At 31.0% G+C, this 20,890-nt stretch carries 17 protein-coding genes, 3 tRNA genes and 1 riboswitch; of the genes, 7 read left to right on the forward strand and 13 right to left on the reverse strand.

Annotated elements, in window-relative coordinates; genetic code table 11:
* Nucleotides 1-23: 23 nt before the first annotated feature.
* The 5 genes from crcB to B3792_RS04195 all read right to left on the reverse strand — a co-directional run bounded on the left by crcB (nucleotide 24) and on the right by B3792_RS04195 (nucleotide 5,386).
* Nucleotides 24-401 (reverse strand): fluoride efflux transporter CrcB, encoded by a 378-nt coding sequence (gene crcB, locus B3792_RS04175; protein WP_125349605.1) that lies wholly within the window; start codon nucleotides 399-401, stop codon nucleotides 24-26.
* Nucleotides 401-607: a hypothetical protein gene (locus tag B3792_RS04180; protein WP_125349604.1), complete on the reverse strand. Its 207-nt coding sequence runs from the start codon at nucleotides 605-607 to the stop codon at nucleotides 401-403. The genes crcB and B3792_RS04180 overlap by 1 nt, the downstream gene beginning before the upstream one ends.
* 70 nt (nucleotides 608-677) lie before the next feature.
* Nucleotides 678-2,246 (reverse strand): NAD(P)/FAD-dependent oxidoreductase, encoded by a 1,569-nt coding sequence (locus tag B3792_RS04185; RefSeq protein ID WP_219033725.1) that lies wholly within the window; start codon nucleotides 2,244-2,246, stop codon nucleotides 678-680.
* 113 nt (nucleotides 2,247-2,359) lie between these two features.
* Nucleotides 2,360-3,553 carry an aminopeptidase C gene (locus tag B3792_RS04190; protein ID WP_221854144.1) on the reverse strand — a complete coding sequence of 398 codons (1,194 nt, stop codon included), beginning with the start codon at nucleotides 3,551-3,553 and terminating at the stop codon, nucleotides 2,360-2,362.
* Nucleotides 3,554-3,787: 234 nt separating this feature from the next.
* Entirely contained in the window at nucleotides 3,788-5,386 is a 1,599-nt protein-coding gene (locus B3792_RS04195; protein WP_291068954.1) for a hypothetical protein, read from the reverse strand.
* 138 nt (nucleotides 5,387-5,524) lie between these two features.
* Here B3792_RS04195 and B3792_RS04200 point away from each other — a divergent pair, with 138 nt between their 5' ends.
* Nucleotides 5,525-5,836 carry a DUF3817 domain-containing protein gene (locus B3792_RS04200; RefSeq protein WP_219033722.1) on the forward strand — a complete coding sequence of 104 codons (312 nt, stop codon included), beginning with the start codon at nucleotides 5,525-5,527 and terminating at the stop codon, nucleotides 5,834-5,836.
* 118 nt (nucleotides 5,837-5,954) lie between these two features.
* Here the strand turns inward: B3792_RS04200 and B3792_RS04205 are convergent.
* The 3 genes from B3792_RS04205 to B3792_RS04215 all read right to left on the reverse strand — a co-directional run bounded on the left by B3792_RS04205 (nucleotide 5,955) and on the right by B3792_RS04215 (nucleotide 6,242).
* A tRNA-Gly gene (locus B3792_RS04205) sits at nucleotides 5,955-6,027 on the reverse strand.
* A 26-nt stretch (nucleotides 6,028-6,053) separates the two neighbouring features.
* Nucleotides 6,054-6,137, reverse strand: a tRNA-Leu gene (locus B3792_RS04210).
* A 32-nt stretch (nucleotides 6,138-6,169) separates the two neighbouring features.
* A tRNA-Gly gene (locus B3792_RS04215) sits at nucleotides 6,170-6,242 on the reverse strand.
* Nucleotides 6,243-6,384: 142 nt separating this feature from the next.
* Here B3792_RS04215 and B3792_RS04220 point away from each other — a divergent pair.
* The gene (locus B3792_RS04220) at nucleotides 6,385-6,759 is read left to right on the forward strand and encodes a hypothetical protein (protein WP_125350484.1); all 375 of its coding nucleotides are present in this window, start codon (nucleotides 6,385-6,387) and stop codon (nucleotides 6,757-6,759) included.
* 3 nt (nucleotides 6,760-6,762) lie between these two features.
* Nucleotides 6,763-7,479 (forward strand): DUF2071 domain-containing protein, encoded by a 717-nt coding sequence (locus tag B3792_RS04225; protein WP_280036699.1) that lies wholly within the window; start codon nucleotides 6,763-6,765, stop codon nucleotides 7,477-7,479.
* 1 nt (nucleotide 7,480) lies between these two features.
* Here B3792_RS04225 and cobC read toward each other — a convergent pair whose 3' ends face one another.
* From cobC to B3792_RS04245, 4 genes are all read right to left on the reverse strand, one after another.
* Entirely contained in the window at nucleotides 7,481-8,041 is a 561-nt protein-coding gene (gene cobC / locus B3792_RS04230; protein ID WP_221854147.1) for an alpha-ribazole phosphatase, read from the reverse strand.
* Nucleotides 8,026-8,802, reverse strand: a complete 777-nt coding sequence (locus B3792_RS04235; RefSeq protein ID WP_221854148.1) for an adenosylcobinamide-GDP ribazoletransferase — start codon at nucleotides 8,800-8,802, stop codon at nucleotides 8,026-8,028. The genes cobC and B3792_RS04235 overlap by 16 nt, the downstream gene beginning before the upstream one ends.
* The gene (cobT, locus tag B3792_RS04240; protein ID WP_291047138.1) at nucleotides 8,796-9,815 is read right to left on the reverse strand and encodes a nicotinate-nucleotide--dimethylbenzimidazole phosphoribosyltransferase; all 1,020 of its coding nucleotides are present in this window, start codon (nucleotides 9,813-9,815) and stop codon (nucleotides 8,796-8,798) included. The genes B3792_RS04235 and cobT overlap by 7 nt, the downstream gene beginning before the upstream one ends.
* Before the next feature lie 100 nt (nucleotides 9,816-9,915).
* Nucleotides 9,916-10,036: riboswitch (cobalamin riboswitch) on the reverse strand.
* 10 nt (nucleotides 10,037-10,046) lie between these two features.
* Complete coding sequence (locus B3792_RS04245; protein ID WP_291068956.1) at nucleotides 10,047-10,292, reverse strand: hypothetical protein; 246 nt, start codon at nucleotides 10,290-10,292, stop codon at nucleotides 10,047-10,049.
* 539 nt (nucleotides 10,293-10,831) lie between these two features.
* Between B3792_RS04245 and B3792_RS04250 the strand changes: the two genes are divergently transcribed.
* From B3792_RS04250 to B3792_RS04265, 4 genes are read left to right on the forward strand one after another with little or no spacing between them, the layout of a single operon-like run.
* Complete coding sequence (locus tag B3792_RS04250) at nucleotides 10,832-14,755, forward strand: response regulator (protein WP_291068958.1); 3,924 nt, start codon at nucleotides 10,832-10,834, stop codon at nucleotides 14,753-14,755.
* An 11-nt stretch (nucleotides 14,756-14,766) separates the two neighbouring features.
* Entirely contained in the window at nucleotides 14,767-15,123 is a 357-nt protein-coding gene (locus B3792_RS04255) for a response regulator transcription factor (RefSeq protein ID WP_221854151.1), read from the forward strand.
* A gap of 4 nt (nucleotides 15,124-15,127) precedes the next feature.
* Nucleotides 15,128-16,192, forward strand: coding sequence for a HEAT repeat domain-containing protein (locus B3792_RS04260; RefSeq protein ID WP_291052899.1), 1,065 nt, complete (start codon nucleotides 15,128-15,130; stop codon nucleotides 16,190-16,192).
* A 2-nt stretch (nucleotides 16,193-16,194) separates the two neighbouring features.
* A complete protein-coding gene (locus tag B3792_RS04265; RefSeq protein WP_291068960.1) occupies nucleotides 16,195-19,623 on the forward strand; it encodes a sulfatase-like hydrolase/transferase in 3,429 nt (1,142 codons plus the stop codon).
* Here B3792_RS04265 and B3792_RS04270 read toward each other — a convergent pair.
* Complete coding sequence (locus tag B3792_RS04270) at nucleotides 19,620-20,867, reverse strand: YaiO family outer membrane beta-barrel protein (RefSeq protein ID WP_291068962.1); 1,248 nt, start codon at nucleotides 20,865-20,867, stop codon at nucleotides 19,620-19,622. The two genes, B3792_RS04265 and B3792_RS04270, sit on opposite strands and share 4 nt — an antisense overlap.
* Nucleotides 20,868-20,890: the final 23 nt, after the last annotated feature.

Here is a 20,890-nt window from a genome sequence, read left to right on the forward strand (position 1 = left end):
AGAAAACTATTTTCGATATAGAGTTATTTTGTTAATCTAAAACCAATCATTGTAAAGAGTAAACCAATGAGTACACTCAAAAAAATATAAATAATTGGTGTGATGTAATTTTGTTGTTGAATTAAGTTGAAATTTTCATACGAAAAACTTGAAAATGTCGTGAAACCTCCACAAAATCCAGTTATCAGTAAAAAATTGAAATAGGTATTTCCTAAACCATTTTTGATTGAATATCCATATAAAGTGCCAATCAAAAAACAACCGATAATATTTGTCAAAAACGTAGCAAATGGAAAAGGTTGTGAATAATATTTTCCGATTCCGTACGAAATTAAAAATCTTGCAACACTACCAAAAGCGCCACCTAAACCGACAAATAGTATAGATTTTAAGAGATTCATTAAATTCTATTAACAATTTTAATTAAAGCTAAAAATAGTAAAATGATGAATGAAATAATTCCTAAAAAGAATAAACCTAATCCAAAATAAGCAATTGTAATTGTTCCAATATTCCAACCGATTAAGTTGATTGAATAACCTATCAAAATCAGTACTACTGAAATCAATAAAAATTTGAAATTATTTACTTTTTCTAAATTCATCATTCCTAAAGATGTGAAGCTAAAACAAGTTCAGCTTGACATCTGTATTTTATTTTGAGTATTAAATATAAAACTATTTTCCGATAAAATTCTTCACAGCAATTGCAACTTTTGCTCCGTCCATTGCGGCAGAAATAATTCCACCAGCGTAACCAGCTCCTTCAGCGCAAGGAAATAAACCAGCAACTTGCGTATGTTCTAAGGTTTCTTCATTTCTCGGAATACGAACAGGCGAAGAAGTTCTTGATTCTGTTGCCACAATATTTGCATTTTCGGTATAGTAACCATTCATTTTTTTACCAAATGTTTGGAAACCTAATTTCAAAGATTGATGAACTTCTTTTGGTAAAACTTCGCTCAATAAACCTGATGTTAAACCTGGTAAATACGAGCAATCATTTAATGAATTGGATAATTTCCCTGAAACAAAATCAGTCATTCGTTGTGCGGGAGCTTTTAATTTACCTTCACCAACTTGCCACGCTTTTTGCTCGACCATTTGTTGAAACTTCATTCCACCCAAAGGTCCAGTAAAACCATATTTAGCAAAATCTTTTTCATCAACTGTTACAACCATTCCCGAGTTTGCAAAGAATCCGTCACGTTTAGAAGGTGACCAACCATTTACTACCAATTCTCCTTCGTCTGTAGATGCGGGCGCGATAATTCCACCGGGACACATACAAAAAGAGAAAACGCCGCGACCTGCTTCTTGAGAAACTAATGAATACGAGGCTGGCGGAAGAAATTCGTTGCGTTCTGTTCCGATTGGACAATGATATTGAGCAGAATCAATCAAACTTTGGTGATGTTCTACACGAACGCCTAATGCAAAAGGTTTTGCTTCGATTAAAACTTTCTTTTCATCTAACATTCTGAAAATATCACGAGCCGAATGTCCCGTTGCTAAGATCAAAGAAGAAGTTTTAATTTTTTTATCATGATTAATTTCAATTCCTTTGATTTGATTATTCTCGATGATAATATCCGTTAGTTTTGTATCAAACCAAACTTCACCACCACATTCGATAATTGCTTCGCGCATGTTGGCGATAATCCCAGGTAACTTATTTGTTCCGATATGTGGATGCGCTTCTTGTAAAATACGCTCTGTTGCACCGAAATGGACAAACCATTGCAATGATTTCAGAATGTTTCCACGTTTTGTAGAACGCGTATATAATTTTCCGTCCGAATAAGTTCCAGCGCCACCTTCGCCATAACAATAGTTTGATTCAGGATTTACTTTTCCTTCTTTATTCATTGCTGCTAAATCACGACGACGATCACGAACATTTTTACCACGCTCGATGATAATTGGTTTTAGACCTTGTTCTATTAATTCTAACGCAGCAAATAATCCAGCAGGACCAGCACCAGCAATATAAACTTCGTGTTTGTTTTCTACATTTTGAAGATTTGGATGAAACTCGAAAGCATCAGAGAATTCTTCATTTACAAAAACATTGACTTGTAATTGGGAAATAATATTTCGGCTTCGTGCATCTAAAGAGCGACGAATAATTTGGTAAGCATTGATATTCTCTGGTTTTGTTTTAACAGCAGATGCTAAACGTTGTTTCAGAAGTTTCTCGTTTGCAGCTTCTGTAGGAGATATGCGTATTGTTACATTTTGAGGCATATTTATTGACTAAAAATTAGACTGCAAAAGTACATCAAACCATTTGAAATATTCGTTTTTAAACAAAAAAAGCTGTCTCATAAGACAGCTTTTCATTATTATATAAATTAAGATTATAATCCTAATTTTTTCAACGTTTGTTTTTGAACACCGTTTTTATGAACTAAAATATTTGTTGTTTTGTACTGAACAAAAGCTTTTGTTACATAAAGATATCCTTCGTAATCGTTAGTTAAACCCCAAGAGTTTTTCACGATGTAGTAATCTTTTCCGTTTTGATCTTTTGCAATACCAACAATGTGCATTCCGTGGTCATCAGTCGTTTGGTAATCATCAAAAGCAGCCTGACGCATATCTTCTGTAATTACTTTTTCTGGTTTTGGACCTTTGAACATATCTGCTTTTTGTTGCGCATTCATATCTGCAAAATCAACTTCTGGTACATACGCTACACCATTTTTCCAGCTAAATCCTTTTTCAGAAACGTCTGTTGCCCAAGCAACTGTAAATCCGTTTTTCAAAGCATAATCAATGTTATCAGTCATCTCTGTCATCGGAACATTGTAGAAAGATTCGTACGCCCAGTTATCAGGAATCGCTAATACAAACGGTTTGTAATAGTCGTGATCTTTAAAAGATGTAATCGCAACATAATCGTTTGGATTAATTCCTACCACTTGATCAGCAAATGTACGTGGTGTGTATTTTTTTCCGTTGTATGTGAATTCTTTTGGATATTCTCCTAAATAGCTATCCAAAACAGCTGTATAGGCTTTCTCCCAGTTTGGAGTTAATTTACCATTTGGATTTGCAACAACCGCTTTCAAAACTCCTTCTTGAATTGCAGCCATTTCACCAAATTGATTTGTTTTTGTTCCGTAATTCAAACCTGTGTAAGTTTCAGTTGGAACAGCTCCGTATTTTTTGATTGTATTCAAAACATCATAGAAAGAACCTCCGTCACCTAAAGTTGTTGCACCGTGCATGCGAACATATTGTTTTCCTTTCTCAACATATGTATTTCTCGCATTGAAAATTGGAGACAATTGAATAGGTTGTTTTCCCATTCTTAACATTTCTGATTCGAAGAAAGAATTTCCTGAATATGACCAACAAGTTCCTGATGAACCTTGGTTTTCTACTGGAGTTTTAGCTAAATTGATAACGTCAGTAAATTTGAAAGCTTCTTTACTATTTTCACTAACATTTTTGTTCAAAGAATTAACTAAATTGTCTTGTGCAGACACCAATTGAGCTGAAGCTAAAAATAAAGCTGAAGCTAAAACTGGATAAAAAATTTTACGCATTTTTAAATTTATTTTGTGTGAGTATTTTATAAGTAGCTAATTTCACGAAAATGTTAACAATAAACCTATAAAAATTTAAAGTTTTTTTAATAAAAATTCTTAGTATTCATTCACACAGTACGTTTGGTAAATTAAAACAGACTTGTTTGTGATAAAAGTTTCTTTACGGACATTACAAACAGATATGATTTAAATAAATGTAGGTTACAGATAAATAAACTTTGTAATGTTTTTTTAAAACTGGCTTAATATCCCAAAGTGGATTTTAGATTCTTTAAAATCGAATGAAGTTTCGTCTGTTTTACCAACTGCATAACTCAAATTGAAAATTCCCATTTTAGTTAAAAAAGAAATTCCAGTTCCTAAACTTAACAAAGACGTATTCAGATTTGCGCGTTTGTTATCTATAAAACCATAATCGGCGAAAAGTCCAATATAGAATGCTTCGCTTGGAACAAAACGATAATCTGCACTCAAAAATCCGTACATATTTGTTGTAATACTTTCTTCGTTAAAACCTCTAAAACTTCCGAAACCACCAATTCTGTACAATTCGTTTTCGGAGAAATCATCGTCTTTCGTGAGCAAACCTCTAAATTCTGCACCAGCTTTTAAGAAATGTTTTTTGGACAATTCGAATAAACGAAATGTTTTTAGACCAACTTCAATTTGATTGACGGTTTTATTTTCCAAATCTTCTGTCCACGAAAAATTCTTTTCCTTTTTACGAATCGAATTTACCACAACATTCAACATAGATTTTCCTTCCATCAAACGAAAAGGATGTTTCAGGAAATAGTGATAACTCAAACCAAAACCAATTTTCGAATAATCGTCGTAGCTCGATTTTAGATAGGAATCATCTTCCAACAAAAAGTTAGACGATTGTATAATTCCGCTTACACCAATATTCGAGTTGAGGTTGAGTTGATAAAATAATCGCTCCGAAAAATCTAAATTCACAAAAACAGAATCTTGTTTGAAAAGCTTGAAATTCGTTTCCGAACCAATCGCAGATTTGAACAAATAAGGTACTTTAACACCAATATTCAACGACGTATTTTTATTTGCTGTTCCAATCCAATTTAACCTGATTTCTTCCAAACTATTGAACACGTTGTTCAACGAAAGTTGTACATTTCCGTTCAATCTAAAATCGCCGTTATCATCTGTTCCAAAACCTAAAACACCATCAAAATAATTTGAATTTACTTTGCGAGGATACAAATATAAAATCGTAGAATCAGGCTTAAATAAAGTTTGTGGTAATTGCGCTTCTGCAATATAATTGGTTTGTTGCATTAATGTCGAAATTGTTGCCAACTTCTGTTCATTGTATACTTCGCTAGTTTTTATATTGAGTCCATGACGCAAATAACCTTTGGATAATTTTTCGTAACCAACCAATTTTACACCATCTATTGTTCGCAGATTTCCTTTGTCTAAAACCAATTCAATTTTCTGTTCATTTTGTTCAAAACCATTTGGAACAAGTTTTATTTGCGCAAACGGATAACCTTGATTAGTGTTGGTTGTTGCTATTTTATTTAGAATAGAATCTAAATTATTTGTTGGGAAATAATTATTTTTATTTTCGAACAATTCATTGTTTTTCACCCAAATTGTTTGGTACAATTTTCCTTTATTTAGATAAACTTTTTCATTTTTTATCGAATCAATCGTCAAAGTATAATAACCTGTTTTTTGAAGCGAATCTAAAGATGAATCAAGATTTTTGCTTTCGAAATCTTTTGTATACGATTTTGTATCATCATTATATCGTAAAAAATGATATGTTTTTTCTTGTCCAAAAAGTAAAATAGTTTGGATCAAAAAGAAGAATATGTAGCCTAAAAATCGCATTGTTGCTTATAATAACGTATAAAATAGATGTTAAGTATTTGTTTTACTGATATCTATTAGTGTTCATGTGGAAATTAAAAATTATTTTTGACTTCAAATTTAAGATGAATGTTGAAATTATTTAAAATTACTGGATATTTAGAAGCTATTTCTGCGATAGTTTTGTTTTTTATCGCAATGCCAATGAAATATATTTGGGAAGATCCGACATGGGTAACATACGCAGGACGCGTACACGGAGGATTGTTTATAGCTTATATTATATTGGTTTATTTATTGAAAGAAAAATACAATTGGTCTTGGAAAATTTTTATGATCTTTTTTATCGCAGCAGTTATTCCTGGAGGAACAATTTGGGCAGAAAAAAGATTAATCGAAGGCAAAAAATATAAACAAATGTTGGCTGAAGAAGCGAAATAAGACAACGATTAGATAAAAAAGTAAAACCTTAAACGTGATTGTTTGAGGTTTTTTTATGTTTTAGGAATCAAATTTTTCTAAATAAAAAAAGCCGAAGATTAATCTTCGGCTTTTACAGAGCGGGAAACGAGACTCGAACTCGCAACATTCAGCTTGGAAGGCTGACGCTCTACCAATTGAGCTATTCCCGCGTAAATTTTCAAATCAAATTAAAAAGTACCTCAGGCGGGACTTGAACCCGCACGTCCTAATGGACACAGGATTTTAAGTCCTGCGTGTCTACCAATTCCACCACCAAGGCAAAATTTGATTTTTGAATTTAATATTTCAAAGAGCGGGAAACGAGACTCGAACTCGCAACATTCAGCTTGGAAGGCTGACGCTCTACCAATTGAGCTATTCCCGCGTTGTGAGTGCAAATATAAGGTCATTAATATTACTTTTGCAAGTGTTTTTCGAATAAATTTTACAACTTTTTTCTAATAAATTAATTTTGAAATATTTGACTTGTTGATTTTTTTTGAGAAATTAGGGAATTGAATTATTTTATGGAGAAATTATTTATTTTTTGTGGTGTTTTTCTTCTTGTGATGAGTTGTAATTCTAAGAAAAAGTTTGAATCAGATAAATGGATTCCTTTTGAGGAAGGAGTTTACGGACAAAATTATCGTTATAAGATGTTGGATGATTTGGTTAATAATGTTTTAAAATTTGATTCATATAATTCAAATGGAACTTCAAAAAATGAGGTTTATAAATTGATTGGTAAGCCTGATGAAATTTTAGATAAAATGGAGGTTTATTTAATTCAAGAAAAAATTGGTAAAATTGATCAAAATGGAGAAATTAAACTTTATTTAAAATATAGTGATAATTTGACGTTGAATTATTGGAAAATACAAGAAACAACTTACAAAGAATAAATTATGAAAATCCCTACAATTTATGGTATTATAGAACGTAGAATGTTAATCAATTTTTGTGTAGAATCACACTATATTGAGACGATTTTACCTCAACCTTTTCGTCCAAAATTGTACAAAGGAAAAGCAATTGCTGGAATCTGTTTGATTCGATTAAAAGATATAAAACCAAAAGGTTTACCTGATTTTGTAGGAGTGAATTCTGAAAATGCAGCGCATCGAATCGCGGTTGAATGGGAAGAAAATGGTGTGACAAAAGAAGGTGTATATATCCCGATGAGAGATACTTCTCTAAAATTGAATACGCTTGTTGGTGGTCGAGTTTTTCCTGGGAAACATTATTTTGCGAAGTTTAATGTTATAGAAGAAAACGATAATTATCATTTAGATTTCACGAGTTCTGACGATACACGAATTGAAATTGATGCAAAAAAATCTGTTGAATTTAATTCGAATTCGATTTTCGAAACGTTGAATGAAGTTTCAAAATTCTTCGAGAATGGTTCTGTCGGTTATTCTCCAAATGGAAATAATTTTGAAGGTCTAAAACTCGAAACCTATAATTGGGGAGTAGAACCTTTGGAAGTTTTACATGTGAAATCAAGTTTTTTTGAAAATGAAACAATCTTTCTAAAAGGTTCTGTTCAGTTTGATAACGCAATTCTGATGACCAATATCGAACATGAATGGAAGTCGTTAGAAAAGATAAAATGTTTGTAGTTTATTCTTTGCTCAAAATAAAATCTTCCTCATTTGTTTTTCCTAAATTAAACTGAAACATTTCACCATAATTTATAGGTATTTTGAATGCATTTTTGATTGGTATTTGCAACAAATAACACCACATCAAACGGATGATTCCACCATGTGCAACAATCAGCACTTTTTCGTGTTGAGCATTTCGTAACTCGTCCATAAAATCAAAAAGTCGCGTAGAAATATCTTGCATTGATTCGCCGTTTGGTGTTTTAGTTTCGACAAAATCGGCGTACCAAGGTTCTATTTCTTCCGAAGGAATTTCGTTCCACGATTTCATTTCCCAATCTCCAAAATTGAATTCTTTTAATCGTTCATCAAAAATAATTTCATTCGAGAAAGTTTCTGCTAATCGTTGACAGCGACTCAGTGGACTTGAAAAAATTATCTCAAAGTCGTTTTCGATCTTAGTATGAATTTGTACTACTTCTTGATGAAAAGTATCAGCTAATTCCACATCAGTTTGTCCGTAACAAACCGATGAAGGAACATTAACTTTTGTATGTCGAATTACAGAAACTTGCATAGAATTAAAACGCCAAGATAAAACAAAACTTCGGTAACTTGTTGCACAGTTCCCAAGCAATCGCCTGTATATCCACCAATATATTTTTTGAAATACCAGCCCAAATAAACTTTTCCTATGTAACAAAGTGGTAATATCAACAAGAATTTCCATTCGCCAAAAACAATAAAAGGCACAAGACAGAAAAGAAAACTAATGATAAGATTTTTTATTGGAAGTGCTTTATTTGCCATCGGTTTTGATTTACTTTTGTCGATATCTGTCACATATTCGTGTGTATAAATCATCATTCCAGAAAAAAAGCGACTAACCGAATGTGCTGCAATCAAGCTGAAAATTATCAACCAAAAATTATTTTCTGCAATATGTTGAAGTGATGTGAATTTCAATAACAACAATAAGATAACACCAATTACACCATAAGCTCCAATTCGGCTATCTTTCATAATTGTCAAGATTTTTTCTTTGCCATAACCACCTCCAAAACTATCGCAAACATCGGTGAAACCATCTTCGTGAAAGGCTCCAGTCAACAAAACGCTTGTAATCATTGTGATAATAATGGCGATATCAATAGGTAAAATAAATTGACAAATCATATAAATCAATGCATTAAAAGCGCCAACCAATAAACCAATCGCTGCATAGTATTTCTGTGATTGATTCATGATTTCGTTGCTATATGGAATTTTGAACGGAATCGGAATTCGCGTAAAAAACATCAATGCGGTTAAAAAATAAGTGATTTCTTTTTTTAGCATTTCACTTTAGTTTCTTTGTTACTCACGCCTGCAGAGTCGAAACTCGCCATATCATTGTAGAAATTTACCGCACTTTTGATAATTGGATAAGCCAACGCACACCCCGTTCCTTCACCAACTCGCAAATTGATGTTCAGAATTGGTTCTTCGTTGAAATAATTTAATAAATATTGATGTCCAGATTCATCACTTTGATGACAGAAAATTGTATTGTTTAAAATTTCTGGATTTAATTTAGACGCAACCAAAATCGCAGACGAAGCAATATATCCATCAATCATCAACAACATATTATGTTCATAAGCAGATAACATTGCAGCTGTCATTTGAGCAACTTCAAAACCTCCAAAAGTGGCTAAAATTTCTTTTGGATCAGTAATTTTCCCATGTGTATTCTTCGCTTCATTTAGAATATTGATTTTATTTTGTAATTGCTCATCATTCAAACCTGTTCCACGTCCTACACATTGTTCAAGCGGTAAATCGGTTAAATAGTGTACAAGCATCGATGCAGAAGAAGTGTTCCCAATTCCCATTTCGCCAAAACCAATAATATTTGTTCCATTTTGAGCGATTTCGTTCACAATTGTCTTCGAATAATCAAAACATTGTTCCAATTGATCTAAGGTCATTGCAGGTTCGTGCAAGAAATTTTTGGTTGATTTGGCTACTTTACAATTTTTCAAAACCGAATAATCCTCGAAATCATAATTTACACCAGCGTCAACAATCGTTAAATTAATCTCATTTTGATTACAAAAAACATTAATAGCTGCTCCATTATTTAGGAAATTTAAAACCATTTGAGGCGTAACTTCTGCTGGATACGCACTAACACCAGATTGTGCAATTCCGTGATCGCTAGCGAAAACAATCAGATGAGGTTTTATTAATTCTAAATGATTTTTTTGCTGAACCAAACCAATTTTAAGTGCGATTTTTTCTAATAAACCTAAAGCTCCAAGCGGTTTTGTTTTAAGATCAATAATGTGTTGAATTTCTTCTTTTTGCATTTTATACTAAACTAAATTTTAATAAAAAAATGCTTTCGAAATCAAGTGCAATCAATTCAACAAATAATAAAATATATGTAGTTTTGATTGAGCTTCAATCGCGAAAGCATCATCTAAAAAGTGGTCTGGCTTATAGTTTTTCTCTACTTACAGTTGCGCGACAGCTCGAGATTTGCACTCGATTCCCTTTTGTGTTAGCAAGGTAAGAAAATAATCATAAAAGCAAAAAAACTATTTTTTAATAGCCATTATTCCTTGTATTGTTGGTTCTATTGAAATATCTCCCATAATAATTTCTTCCGCTACGAAATCTGCTCCATTCAATTTTAGTTTTTTTGGTAGATTTTTGCTTGTATAATTTTTATTATTTTCTATGTTTTTTTCGATTGAAGCTAGTCGAATATCAATTGGCAAACCTTTTAGAACATGGGATTTTATGGTGTATTCTTTACCAATTTTTACAGTTCGTTCTATCAATTCACCATTAATTAATAATTGTAAATTGGAAAACTTTGAATTCTTGTGTTCGAACTTTAAGTAACAATTATTTTAAATTCAATCGATTCATTTTCTATAGAATTATAGATCGGTAATGGATAGATATAGCAAGCTGTATTAGGTTTTTGATCTTTTTTTTAAAGTACTAATTAATTCAAAATCAGAAAAAATCATGACATTATAAATCGTTTTCTTAAAAAGATTTAGACCTAATTGACTTGGATGAAAAATACCACAATGAACGTTGCTTTTCTGAAATTCATTCTAAATTTCGTCATTTGTCAAATTAGAAAAGTCAGTGATTTTATGTTGACATTTTGTACAGAAATTATTGTTTGTTAATTTCTTTTTGGAAGGAATTGGATTTTTCATATTTTTTAATGTTTAGAGTTATAATAGAGATGATTTTATGAATAAAAAGGTTGATTTTATTTTTAGAAATAATAGATTTAGAATATTTGGATTTATGTAATATCTTTAACCACCTCTACTTACCTTTTAAATAAGATCAATTTTTAATGGAAAATTTTCACATCCCAACGAACGAAAAGCAAAGATTGCAAGCCGTTTACGATTATAATTTGCAAGGACATGATAAAGACGAAGAGTTGGAGGTTTTTGCAAATGCTGCGAGTTTGATTTGTAATGCGCCAATTGCGTTAATTTCTATTTTTGATGAAAATTATCAAGTGATTAAAGCAAATTGTGGAATAGATGTAGATATTGTTCCACGTCAACAAACTATTTGTCAATTTTCTTTAATGGAAGAAGAAATTTTGGTGATTGATGATGTGACGAAATTTGAACCTGCAAAAAATATTGCTGGAGTAAAAGCTGCAAATATTAAGTTTTATGCTGGTGTTCCGTTGATTGATGACAATGGAAATGTTTTGGGGACATTATGTGTAAACGATCATTATCCAAGAACGTTAGACGAAAAACAACGCAATTTATTGATTCAATTAGGGAAAAATATTACAAAATTATTGGTCAGTAAAAAACGAAAAAAAGACGCTGCTTACTTTCAAAATATCTATAAAATTTCGAATAATTTAATTGGAGTTGCTGATATTAATGGTGTATTGAAATCAATTAACCCAGCTTTTAAAAAAGTTTTAGAAGTTAAAAATGACCAATTAATTCGTTCAAAAAATTTCTTAGACTTTGTTTCGGAAAAGGATAAGAAAAAAGTTCAAATGTTTTTGGCTGATTTGAAAACTAATTCAGGTTCTATTGACTTCAAATGTTTGATGTGTTCAATAGAAACGAAAGAAGAAAAAATGGTTGAATGGTATACTAAATTAAACACTTCGTATGATAACGAGATTTTCTTATTTGGACGAGATATTACACTTGAAAACTCTAAAAAGGAGGAACTAGAAAACAGTGAACGTAAGTTTAGAAATTTTTTCAATTCTTCGCTTGGTTTAATGACGATTCACGATTTGGATGGTAATATTTTATCCATTAACAAAAAAGGTTTAGAATTGATAGGTTATACTGAAGAAGAATCGAAAGATTTGGATCTTAAAAAATTAATCCCAAAATCTAATCAAAAAGAATATCAAATCTATATAGAGACGATTTTAAGTAAAAAGCAAGATTCTGGTTTAATGAGCTTGATTAAGAAAGATGGTTCGTTAACATATTGGTTATACAATAATATTTTGGACAAAGATAACGAAGGAAATCCTGTTGTAATGAGTACTGCAGTTGATATGACACAAAGGACTTTGTTGGAAAGAGATCTTAATCGTGTTCGTCAGTTACTAGATCATACGTACGAAGTTGCCAATGTTGGAGGTTGGAAATACGATTTAGTTAAGCAAGAATTAATTTGGACTGATATAACGAAAAAAATCCATGAAGTTGAACTAGATTATGAACCAAATGTAGAAACTTCACTCAATTTTTATGAAGCAAAAAGTAGTTATCCAAAAATAAAGAAAGCTTTTAGAGATGCGGTAGAAAAAGGAATCGGATATGATATGGAGTTGCAAATAGTTACCCAAAAAGGAAAAACAATTTGGGTAAGATGTAAAGGAATTCCAGAGTTCGTAAATGGAAAATGTGTTAGCGTTTTTGGAACTTTTCAGGATATTGATGAGAGAAAACGTTATACGTTAGAGTTGGCTCGACAAAAAGCTATTTTCGAAACATTTATTAATCATGTACCTGCATCTGTTGCAATGTTTGATAAGGATATGAATTATCTAACTTTGAGTAATCAATGGTGTGATGAATTTGTTGTAAAAAAGAAAAATGTGATCGGAAAATCTCATTATGAAATGTACAATGTTCCAGCAGAAAGAAAAGCGATTTATGACGCTTGTTTGCAAGGTGAAAGTTATTCGGATGAAGATATGATTTATCGCACACCAAAATATGATACGGATCAACACTATTCCTGGGCGATTCATCCGTGGTATATCAACAAAAAACAGATTGGTGGTCTGATTATGTTTTCGCAAAATATAACAGAATCTGTCAAGAAAAATAAAGAACTTAAAAAAGCCAAAAAGAATGCTGAACTCGCTAGTAAGGCAAAGTCTGAATTTTTAGCAAATATGAGTCACGAGATTCGAACACCTTTAAATGGTGTGATTGGTTTCTCTGATTTATTGTTGAAAACGCCACTTAATCCGACTCAAAAACAATATTTGAATTTTATTAATGATTCTGCAAATTCATTGTTGTCAATAATAAATGATATTTTAGATTTCTCTAAAATTGAATCGGGTCGAATGGATGTTTCGATAGAAAAAAATAATTTGTTCGAGTTAGGAAATCAAGTAATCAATGTGATTCTTTATCAAGCCGAAAACAAAAAAATTGAATTGTTGTTGAATATAGATAATAATTTACCTCAATTTATTTGGATTGATGAAGCTCGATTGAAACAAGTGCTAATTAATCTACTTGGAAACGCTGTGAAATTTACGGATAGTGGAGAAATAGAACTAAAAATTAGTCAAGTTGAACCAATTGTGAAAGGAGAAAAAGCAAAACTGAGATTCTCTGTTCGTGATACAGGAATTGGTATAAAACCAGAAAAACAAGCCAAGATTTTTGATGCATTTACACAAGAGGATAGTACTGTTAGTAAACGTTTCGGAGGAACAGGTTTAGGTTTAACAATTTCGAATAAATTATTAAATTATTTCGGAAGTCATCTAGAATTGCAAAGCGAAATAGATAAAGGTTCTACATTTTTCTTTGATTTAGAAGTTGATTACGAATATAATATTGAGCAACAATTTGATCATTTGGAAGAAATAAATCATGTGTTGATTGTAGATGATAATCAAAGTAATCAAATGATTTTGCAGCATATGTTGCAGTTCAAAAATATAACGTCTGATATTGCGAACAATGGAATGGAAGCGCTTCAGAAAGTTTTGAATGGCAATGTTTACGATGTTATTTTGATGGATTATCACATGCCAGTTTTAAATGGTTTAGAAACAATTCAGAAAATAAAAGAGTATTTTGTAACTAAGAATACAAAAATTCCTTTAGTATTATTGCATAGTTCTTCTGAGGATGAATATCTAATTCAGAAAGCAAAAGAATTGGGAATTACTTCGCGATTATTGAAACCAATTAAGTCTGAAGAATTGTTTGATACGCTGCGTAAAACGATTATTGATTCGAAAGAAATTCAAACCATAGAAATTGAAAATCAAGAAGAAATTTCGCAAGATTTTTCGAAACAATTTCATATTTTAATTGCTGATGATAATTTAGTTAATATGGCTTTAAATCAGCAGATTATCAAAAATATTGCACCAAATTCTATTTTGTATACGGCTGCGAATGGAGCGGAAGCCGTATCAATTTGTCAAGAAAATAAGATTGATTTAATTTTGATGGATATTCAAATGCCAGAAATGAATGGGATTGAAGCAACTAGGGTTATTCGTTTGTTAAATAATTTTCAAGAAACTCCGATTATAGCAGTGACAGCGGGAAATGTAAAAGGCGAAAAGGAAAAATGTCTTGATGCTGGATTGAATGATTTCTTAGCAAAACCAATTCGAGAAAAAGATATTTTTGATGTCCTAGAAAAATGGTTAGATTTTTCTAAAAAAGAAAAGAATGAAACCAACGATTTTGGAAATCACCTTGATCTTTCTATGATAAATAATTATACGAAAGACGACGAATCGTTTAGAAAAATGTTTATAGAAATAATTATTAATGAGTTAGAAAAATCTGTACAAGAATTTGAAACTTATTTCAACAAACAAAATTTAGAAGGATTAAATCAATTAGGTCATAAAGTAAAAGGAACAGCAAAAACTGCAGGACTTACAATTTTGGCTGATTTAACCGAACAAATAGAAAAATCAACTTCGATCAATTACCTACAAGAAAACCAGCTGATTATTAAAGTAAAAACCGAAATAGAATTAGTTATTAACTATTTAAAAAATATTTAAAAACCAATATTATGCAGATTTTAATTGCCGAAGACGATGAATTGATTTTAAAAACAATTGAACACAAACTGAAAAAAGAAGGTTACAAAGTTGTTTTAACACGAAATGGAAAAGAAGCAATCAGTAAGATTGAGAATGAAGATATTGATTTGATTATTACAGATATTATGATGCCTTTTGCGTCTGGTTTGGAGATTATTAGTGCTGTTAGAAAAAGTAAAAATTCCGAAACACCAATGATTATTTTGTCTTCTTTAGGGCAAGAAGATGTAGTGGTGGAAGCATTTAATTTGGGTGCAAATGATTTTATGGTGAAACCATTTAGCCCTATTGAATTGTCTGTTCGCGTGAAGAAATTATTAAAATAAAAGCATGATTATCCTACAAATTATAACCTATACCGAGTTAATCGTAGGAATTTATATTCTACTTATTTTACTTTTTTTGACAATTATTTATACGTTATTGACAAGTATAATTGAATATAAAATCATTACAAAGAAAAATAAGTGGAATGCGATTATTGATAAAGAAATTTATGAAACAATTTTGGATGATCAATCCAATTCGAATACTGACTTTAATGATTATTTGAAATCAAGTTCATTCAAACATTATTTTATTAAAAAATTACTAAAAGCGGAACAAAATTTTTCTGGAAATTCAAAAGAAAGTATTCAAAATTTATTTGACCATTATGAATTAAAAAAAATATCCTTACAGAAATTAAATAGTCAAAAAAATCATGAAATAGCCGAGGCAATACAAGAAGTTACGACGATGAATCATGTTGAAACTTTACCAAAAATCAAAAGTATGTTACAACATAAAAATGATTTAGTACGATCTGAAGCGCAATATGGTTTAACGAAATTTGCTGGTTTCGAAGGTTTATATTTTTTGGATAATTTACAAGAGCAATTGACGGATTGGCAACAGTTGAAATTGTTGGATGCAATTACAATTTTACCAAATCTTGATGAGGTTGATAAGATAATTTCAAATTGGTTAAAATCACCTAATCAAAGTGTGAAAATTCTAACAATGAAATTAATTCGCAAGTTTCAATTGTTGCAAATGCACGATTTGGTTGCAGATAATTTGCACGATTCTGATGAAAAAGTTGTGGAAGAAACGATTAAAACATTAGTCAGAATCGAAGATGACTCAACCTCAAAGCTATTGATTGAGCAATATGAAACGTGTAACGAAAAGTTTCAAATTCAAATTTTAAAAGCTTTAGAAAAAATCTCAAATCCAGAAAATAACACATTCTTAGAAACTCAAGCAAAGGAAAATCCTTCATTTTCTGTCAAAAAAGCAAGTGTAAAAGCCTTAAATAATTGTTGTTCAAAAACCGATTTACAAAAACTTGCACACCAATCAAACTCTCCTGAATTAAAACAAATTATTAATCAAATTATCCAAGAAAACTAATCATGAATTGGCTAGAAACGGCTTTCGATTTTTTTATTTACGGCTTCCTTTTTTATTCAATCCTATTAATTTTAGTCTACGGATGGATAGGTTTTTATGCAAAAGGAGCGATAAAAATGTATATCCGAAAAAACAGTTTTACGGATTATTCGCTTATTGCAACATCGCCAAATGCGCCTACTTTTAGCCTTATTGCGCCCGCTTATAACGAAGGTGCATCGATTGTGGAGAATGTGCGTTCGTTGTTGTCGTTGTATTACAATCAGCTCGAAATTATTATTGTAAATGATGGTTCCAAAGATGATTCGTTGCAACGATTAATTGAAGCGTATGATTTGATTAAAATTGATTATTTCGTTGAAGGAAACATCGAAACGAAACCAATTAATGCAATTTATAAAAGTACCAATCCAGTTTTCAAAAAATTAATTATTGTTGACAAAGTAAATGGAGGAAAATCGGATGCGTTAAATGTCGGAATTAATATTGCAACAAACGATTATATTGTTTGTATTGATGTCGATTGTATTTTAGAACAAGATGCGATTCTGAAGCTTGCGAAACCTTTTATGGATGAAGCAAAAGCAAAAGTAATTGCATGTGGAGGCGTAATTCGTTTGGCGAATAATTGTACCATTGTTGACGGAAAAATTGTCGATGTTAATTTGCCTAAAACTCGTTTAGGAAGAGCACAAGCGTTAGAATATATTCGTGCATTTCTTTTGGGAAGAATGGCGTGGTCGCGCGCCAATGGTTTGATGCTGATTTCGGGTGCTTTTGGTGCTTTTGATCGTGAAATTGTACTCCAGTGTGGCGGTTACGATCACGATACAGTTGGTGAAGATATGGAGCTTGTTGTGCGAATGCGACGTTATATGCACGAGCAAAAATTGGCCTATAAAGTAGTAAATATTCCCGATCCGCTTTGTTGGACAGAAGTACCAGAAAATAAAGAAATTTTAACCAAACAGCGTAATCGTTGGATGCGTGGAACGATAGAAACATTGTGGAAGCATCGTATTTTATTTTTCAATCCGAAATATGGAAAACTTGGAATGATGAGTTATCCGTATTGGTTTTTCTTCGAATTTTTAGGACCGATTATCGAATATATTGGTTGGATCATTTTCGTAGTTTTATTCTTTTTAGGATTTATTAATTGGCATATTTTCTTTCCTTTGATGGCTTTTGTATTGCTTTATGGAATTTTATATTCGATTTATGCTATTCTGATTGATTTGATGACGTACAATGTTTATCACAAAAAAGGGGATATTCCGAAATTATTTTTTACGGCGTTTATAGAGCCGTTTACATTTCATCCGTTTGTTGTGATGGCAGGCGTGAAAGGGGTGAAGGATTTCTTTCTCAAAAATAATTCGTGGGGAGAAATGACGCGACAAGGTTTTGGAGGAAATCAAGCGAAAGAATTATCTATTTGGCAAAAACTGAAACTTGGATTTATTAATTTAGTTCAGCAAACTACGTTTATTTCACTGATATATTTTTTAATTTTTGGATTGTCATCAATTCTTGAATTTTATCTTTATCAAGAAAATCTTACAACAACTTCTAATCAAACTTTATTTTTTGATTTATTCGTACATAATATCGATTTTGCTTTAGATAGTATTTTTGTGGTAAGTTTTGCATATTTTTTACTGCAATTTTATTCGATAAGTTGGGCAAAAAAATGGATCATTTTTGCGTATTCTTTTTTAATCATTTCAAATATTTTATTGATTAAATATTTTGAAACAACACTCAATTTATTAGGTTCAGATTTGTTTTCTTATACGTTCGAAGAATTGAAATTAATTATTGGAGCATCAGGTGTTGTCAATACAATAAGTATCCTTTTATCAATTGCTGTAATTGCTATTTTAACAACGATATTTATTTACAGTTATAGATTAAAAATTAACCAAAAAATTCTTCAATTACCATTAATAATTTTGAGTTTTTTATCGCTTATTGTTCCAATTAATTTGGATTTAAAAAGTTCTCAAAATGATGAGTTTTCATCTAATCTAATTTTGAGTAAATCGTCTTATTTTTTCTCAAACTCGATTGAACAATATGCAGAAGATAAACTTTCGGAAATTGATTTTTTAAATTCAAATTCGAGTTCAAATAATGAAGATAATCGACATTATTTTGATAAAATTAATTATCCATTTTTGTATCAAGATGAGAACAAAAATTTCTTCGCGGATCAATTTAATTTAACAACAGAAAAACCGAATGTTGTTTTTATTGTGATTGAAGGTTTGGGACGAGCTTTTAGTAACGAAAGTGCATATTTAGGTTCTTTTACACCATATATTGATAAGCTTTCGAAAAAGAGTTTGTATTGGGAAAATGGATTAAGCACGACTGGAAGAACATATGGAGTTTTACCTGGATTGACGGGTTCTTTGCCATTTTCTGAAAATGGTTTTATGGAACAAAAAAACTTACCTCAACATTTCAATTTGTATAATTTGTTAAAAAATAATGGTTATAAAACTGGTTATTTTTATGGTGGTGATGCTGATTTTGATTTTATGTCAAAATATTTGAATTATTCAGGTGTTGAAACAATTATTGATGAAAATGATTACGAAAATAATTATGCAAAAATTCCGTCGAATAATGGATTTTCTTGGGGATTTGACGATCATTCAGTGTTTAAAAAATATTTAGCAACGCAAAAAGAAAATAATCAACCATATTTTAATGTTTTGATGACGTTAGCGACGCATAGTCCTTTCTTAATAAACAATGTTGAGAAATATAATAAACAGTTTGAAACGTTGATTAAATCTCGAAATTATGATGCGACAACTTTGACGACAGTAAAAAAATATAAACAACAATTGGTGACTTTTTTGAGTGTTGATGAAGCTGTAAAAAACTTTTTCGAAGCTTATCAAAAACGTTCAGATTTTAATCAAACTATTTTTGTGATTACTGGAGATCATCGAATGCCAGAAGTACCGATGGAAACAAAGATTGATCGTTTTCATGTTCCGATTATTGTTTATTCTCCTTTGTTAAAGTCACCGAAAAAGATGTCAAATATTGTGACGCATTTTGATGTTGCACCAACTTTTGTGACATATTTTAGAGATTCATATAAACTGAAATTACCGAATTATGTGACTTGGATGGGACAGAATTTAGAAAACGGTAAAGCGAATTTCAGAAAACAAGGCGTTCCGTTAATGCAGAATAAAAATATTTTAGATGATTATGTTTTTCAAAATTATCATTTGTCAGGAGGGAAGTTATATCGAATTGAAAAGAATTTAACCGAAGATGTTGAACAAAATTCGAAGATGGAAACAGAGTTGAAAAATCGATTGAAAAGCTTTAAAACAAAAAACCATTCTTTGAAAAATACTCAAAAAATGGTTCCTGATTCTATATTTAATCGTTATATCAATTAGAATTTTCGGCTGTACGAAACGCTTACATCAAATTGATTTCCTTTTTGATTTGGACGATATTCTTGATTGTAATAATTCGCACCAATTGAAATTAAGTTTAATTCACTGATCGAAAAATTATAATCTGCTCCAATTTTGAAGGACTTCAGTTTGTAAGTTGTATCTTCTAAAAGATTGTTGTTAAAATCTTCTGGTGAAATTCCTGTACCAATAGCTAAGCTTAAATAATTGCTTGCATCGCCAGTATAATAACGAGTTGTGAATGTATACGAATGCGAAATATTGTTGTTGCTTGGCGTTACAAATGCACGTAAATTGAACCAATAATTTTTATAATATTTACCGATAGATCCTGTGAACATCCAAACATCATCCGAAAAATGAAGTTGACGATAACCTAATTCAGCTTCGAAACTTTTAGGTAAATTAGCGTAAAGAGAGGCTCCTGTGCGATATTTAGGAAAAATTCCATCACTATCCGAATATCCACCGCCAACATACATATAAAATGTCTTAGAAAGTCTTGGATAAGCTTCTACTTCGTATTGAACTCCGTTATCTTTAAATTTGTTTGCGTAATTTACTTTAAAAATCAACGAACCAAGTGAAGTTTGTCTTTTATAACTAACCGAAACTTGATGCCAATCATCTGCAAATTGCTTGTCAAAATGTGAGTAATTATAATTTACACTAATCGCATTTTTAGTATTATTTATTTCGATTCGATTTGCTAATTCGCGCGCTTCCGTATTTTTAGGGTTAATTGCTAATAATTCTTTGATTGTTTTCGAAGCTTCTTCATAAGCATTGTTTGAATTAAGAACTTTAGCTTTTAACAACAATAATTCTTCATTTTTAGGATATTTAATTAATCCACGATCAATGATAGAAACGGCTTCTGTATAATTATCATTCCAATATTCAAGTGACGTGTAAGCTAAATAAAAATCGGTAGAAGGATCCATGTTTTTTTCAACATTCTGAAAAACTTTTCTCGCTTCTTCGGTTTCATCATTCCATGTATATATTCGTCCCAAAAAAACAGCGATATCTGTATATTCCGGAGATTGATCTAAAGCTTGTAATGCAAGTTTCTTGGCAGTTGCATAATCTTTTTCTTCGAAAGCTTTGTGACGTGCTTCTTGAAATAAATCATCCGAACTTTTAAATTCCTGGCTATACGAAAATAAAGGTAAAAAGGTAAGAGCAAAGAGTGTCTTTCTTAGAAATGATTTTTGAATCATATGGTAAAAACGTGTTTTTTATG

This window comes from Empedobacter sp. UBA5924 (assembly GCF_002431085.1).
Lineage (GTDB): Bacteria > Bacteroidota > Bacteroidia > Flavobacteriales > Weeksellaceae > Empedobacter > Empedobacter falsenii_B.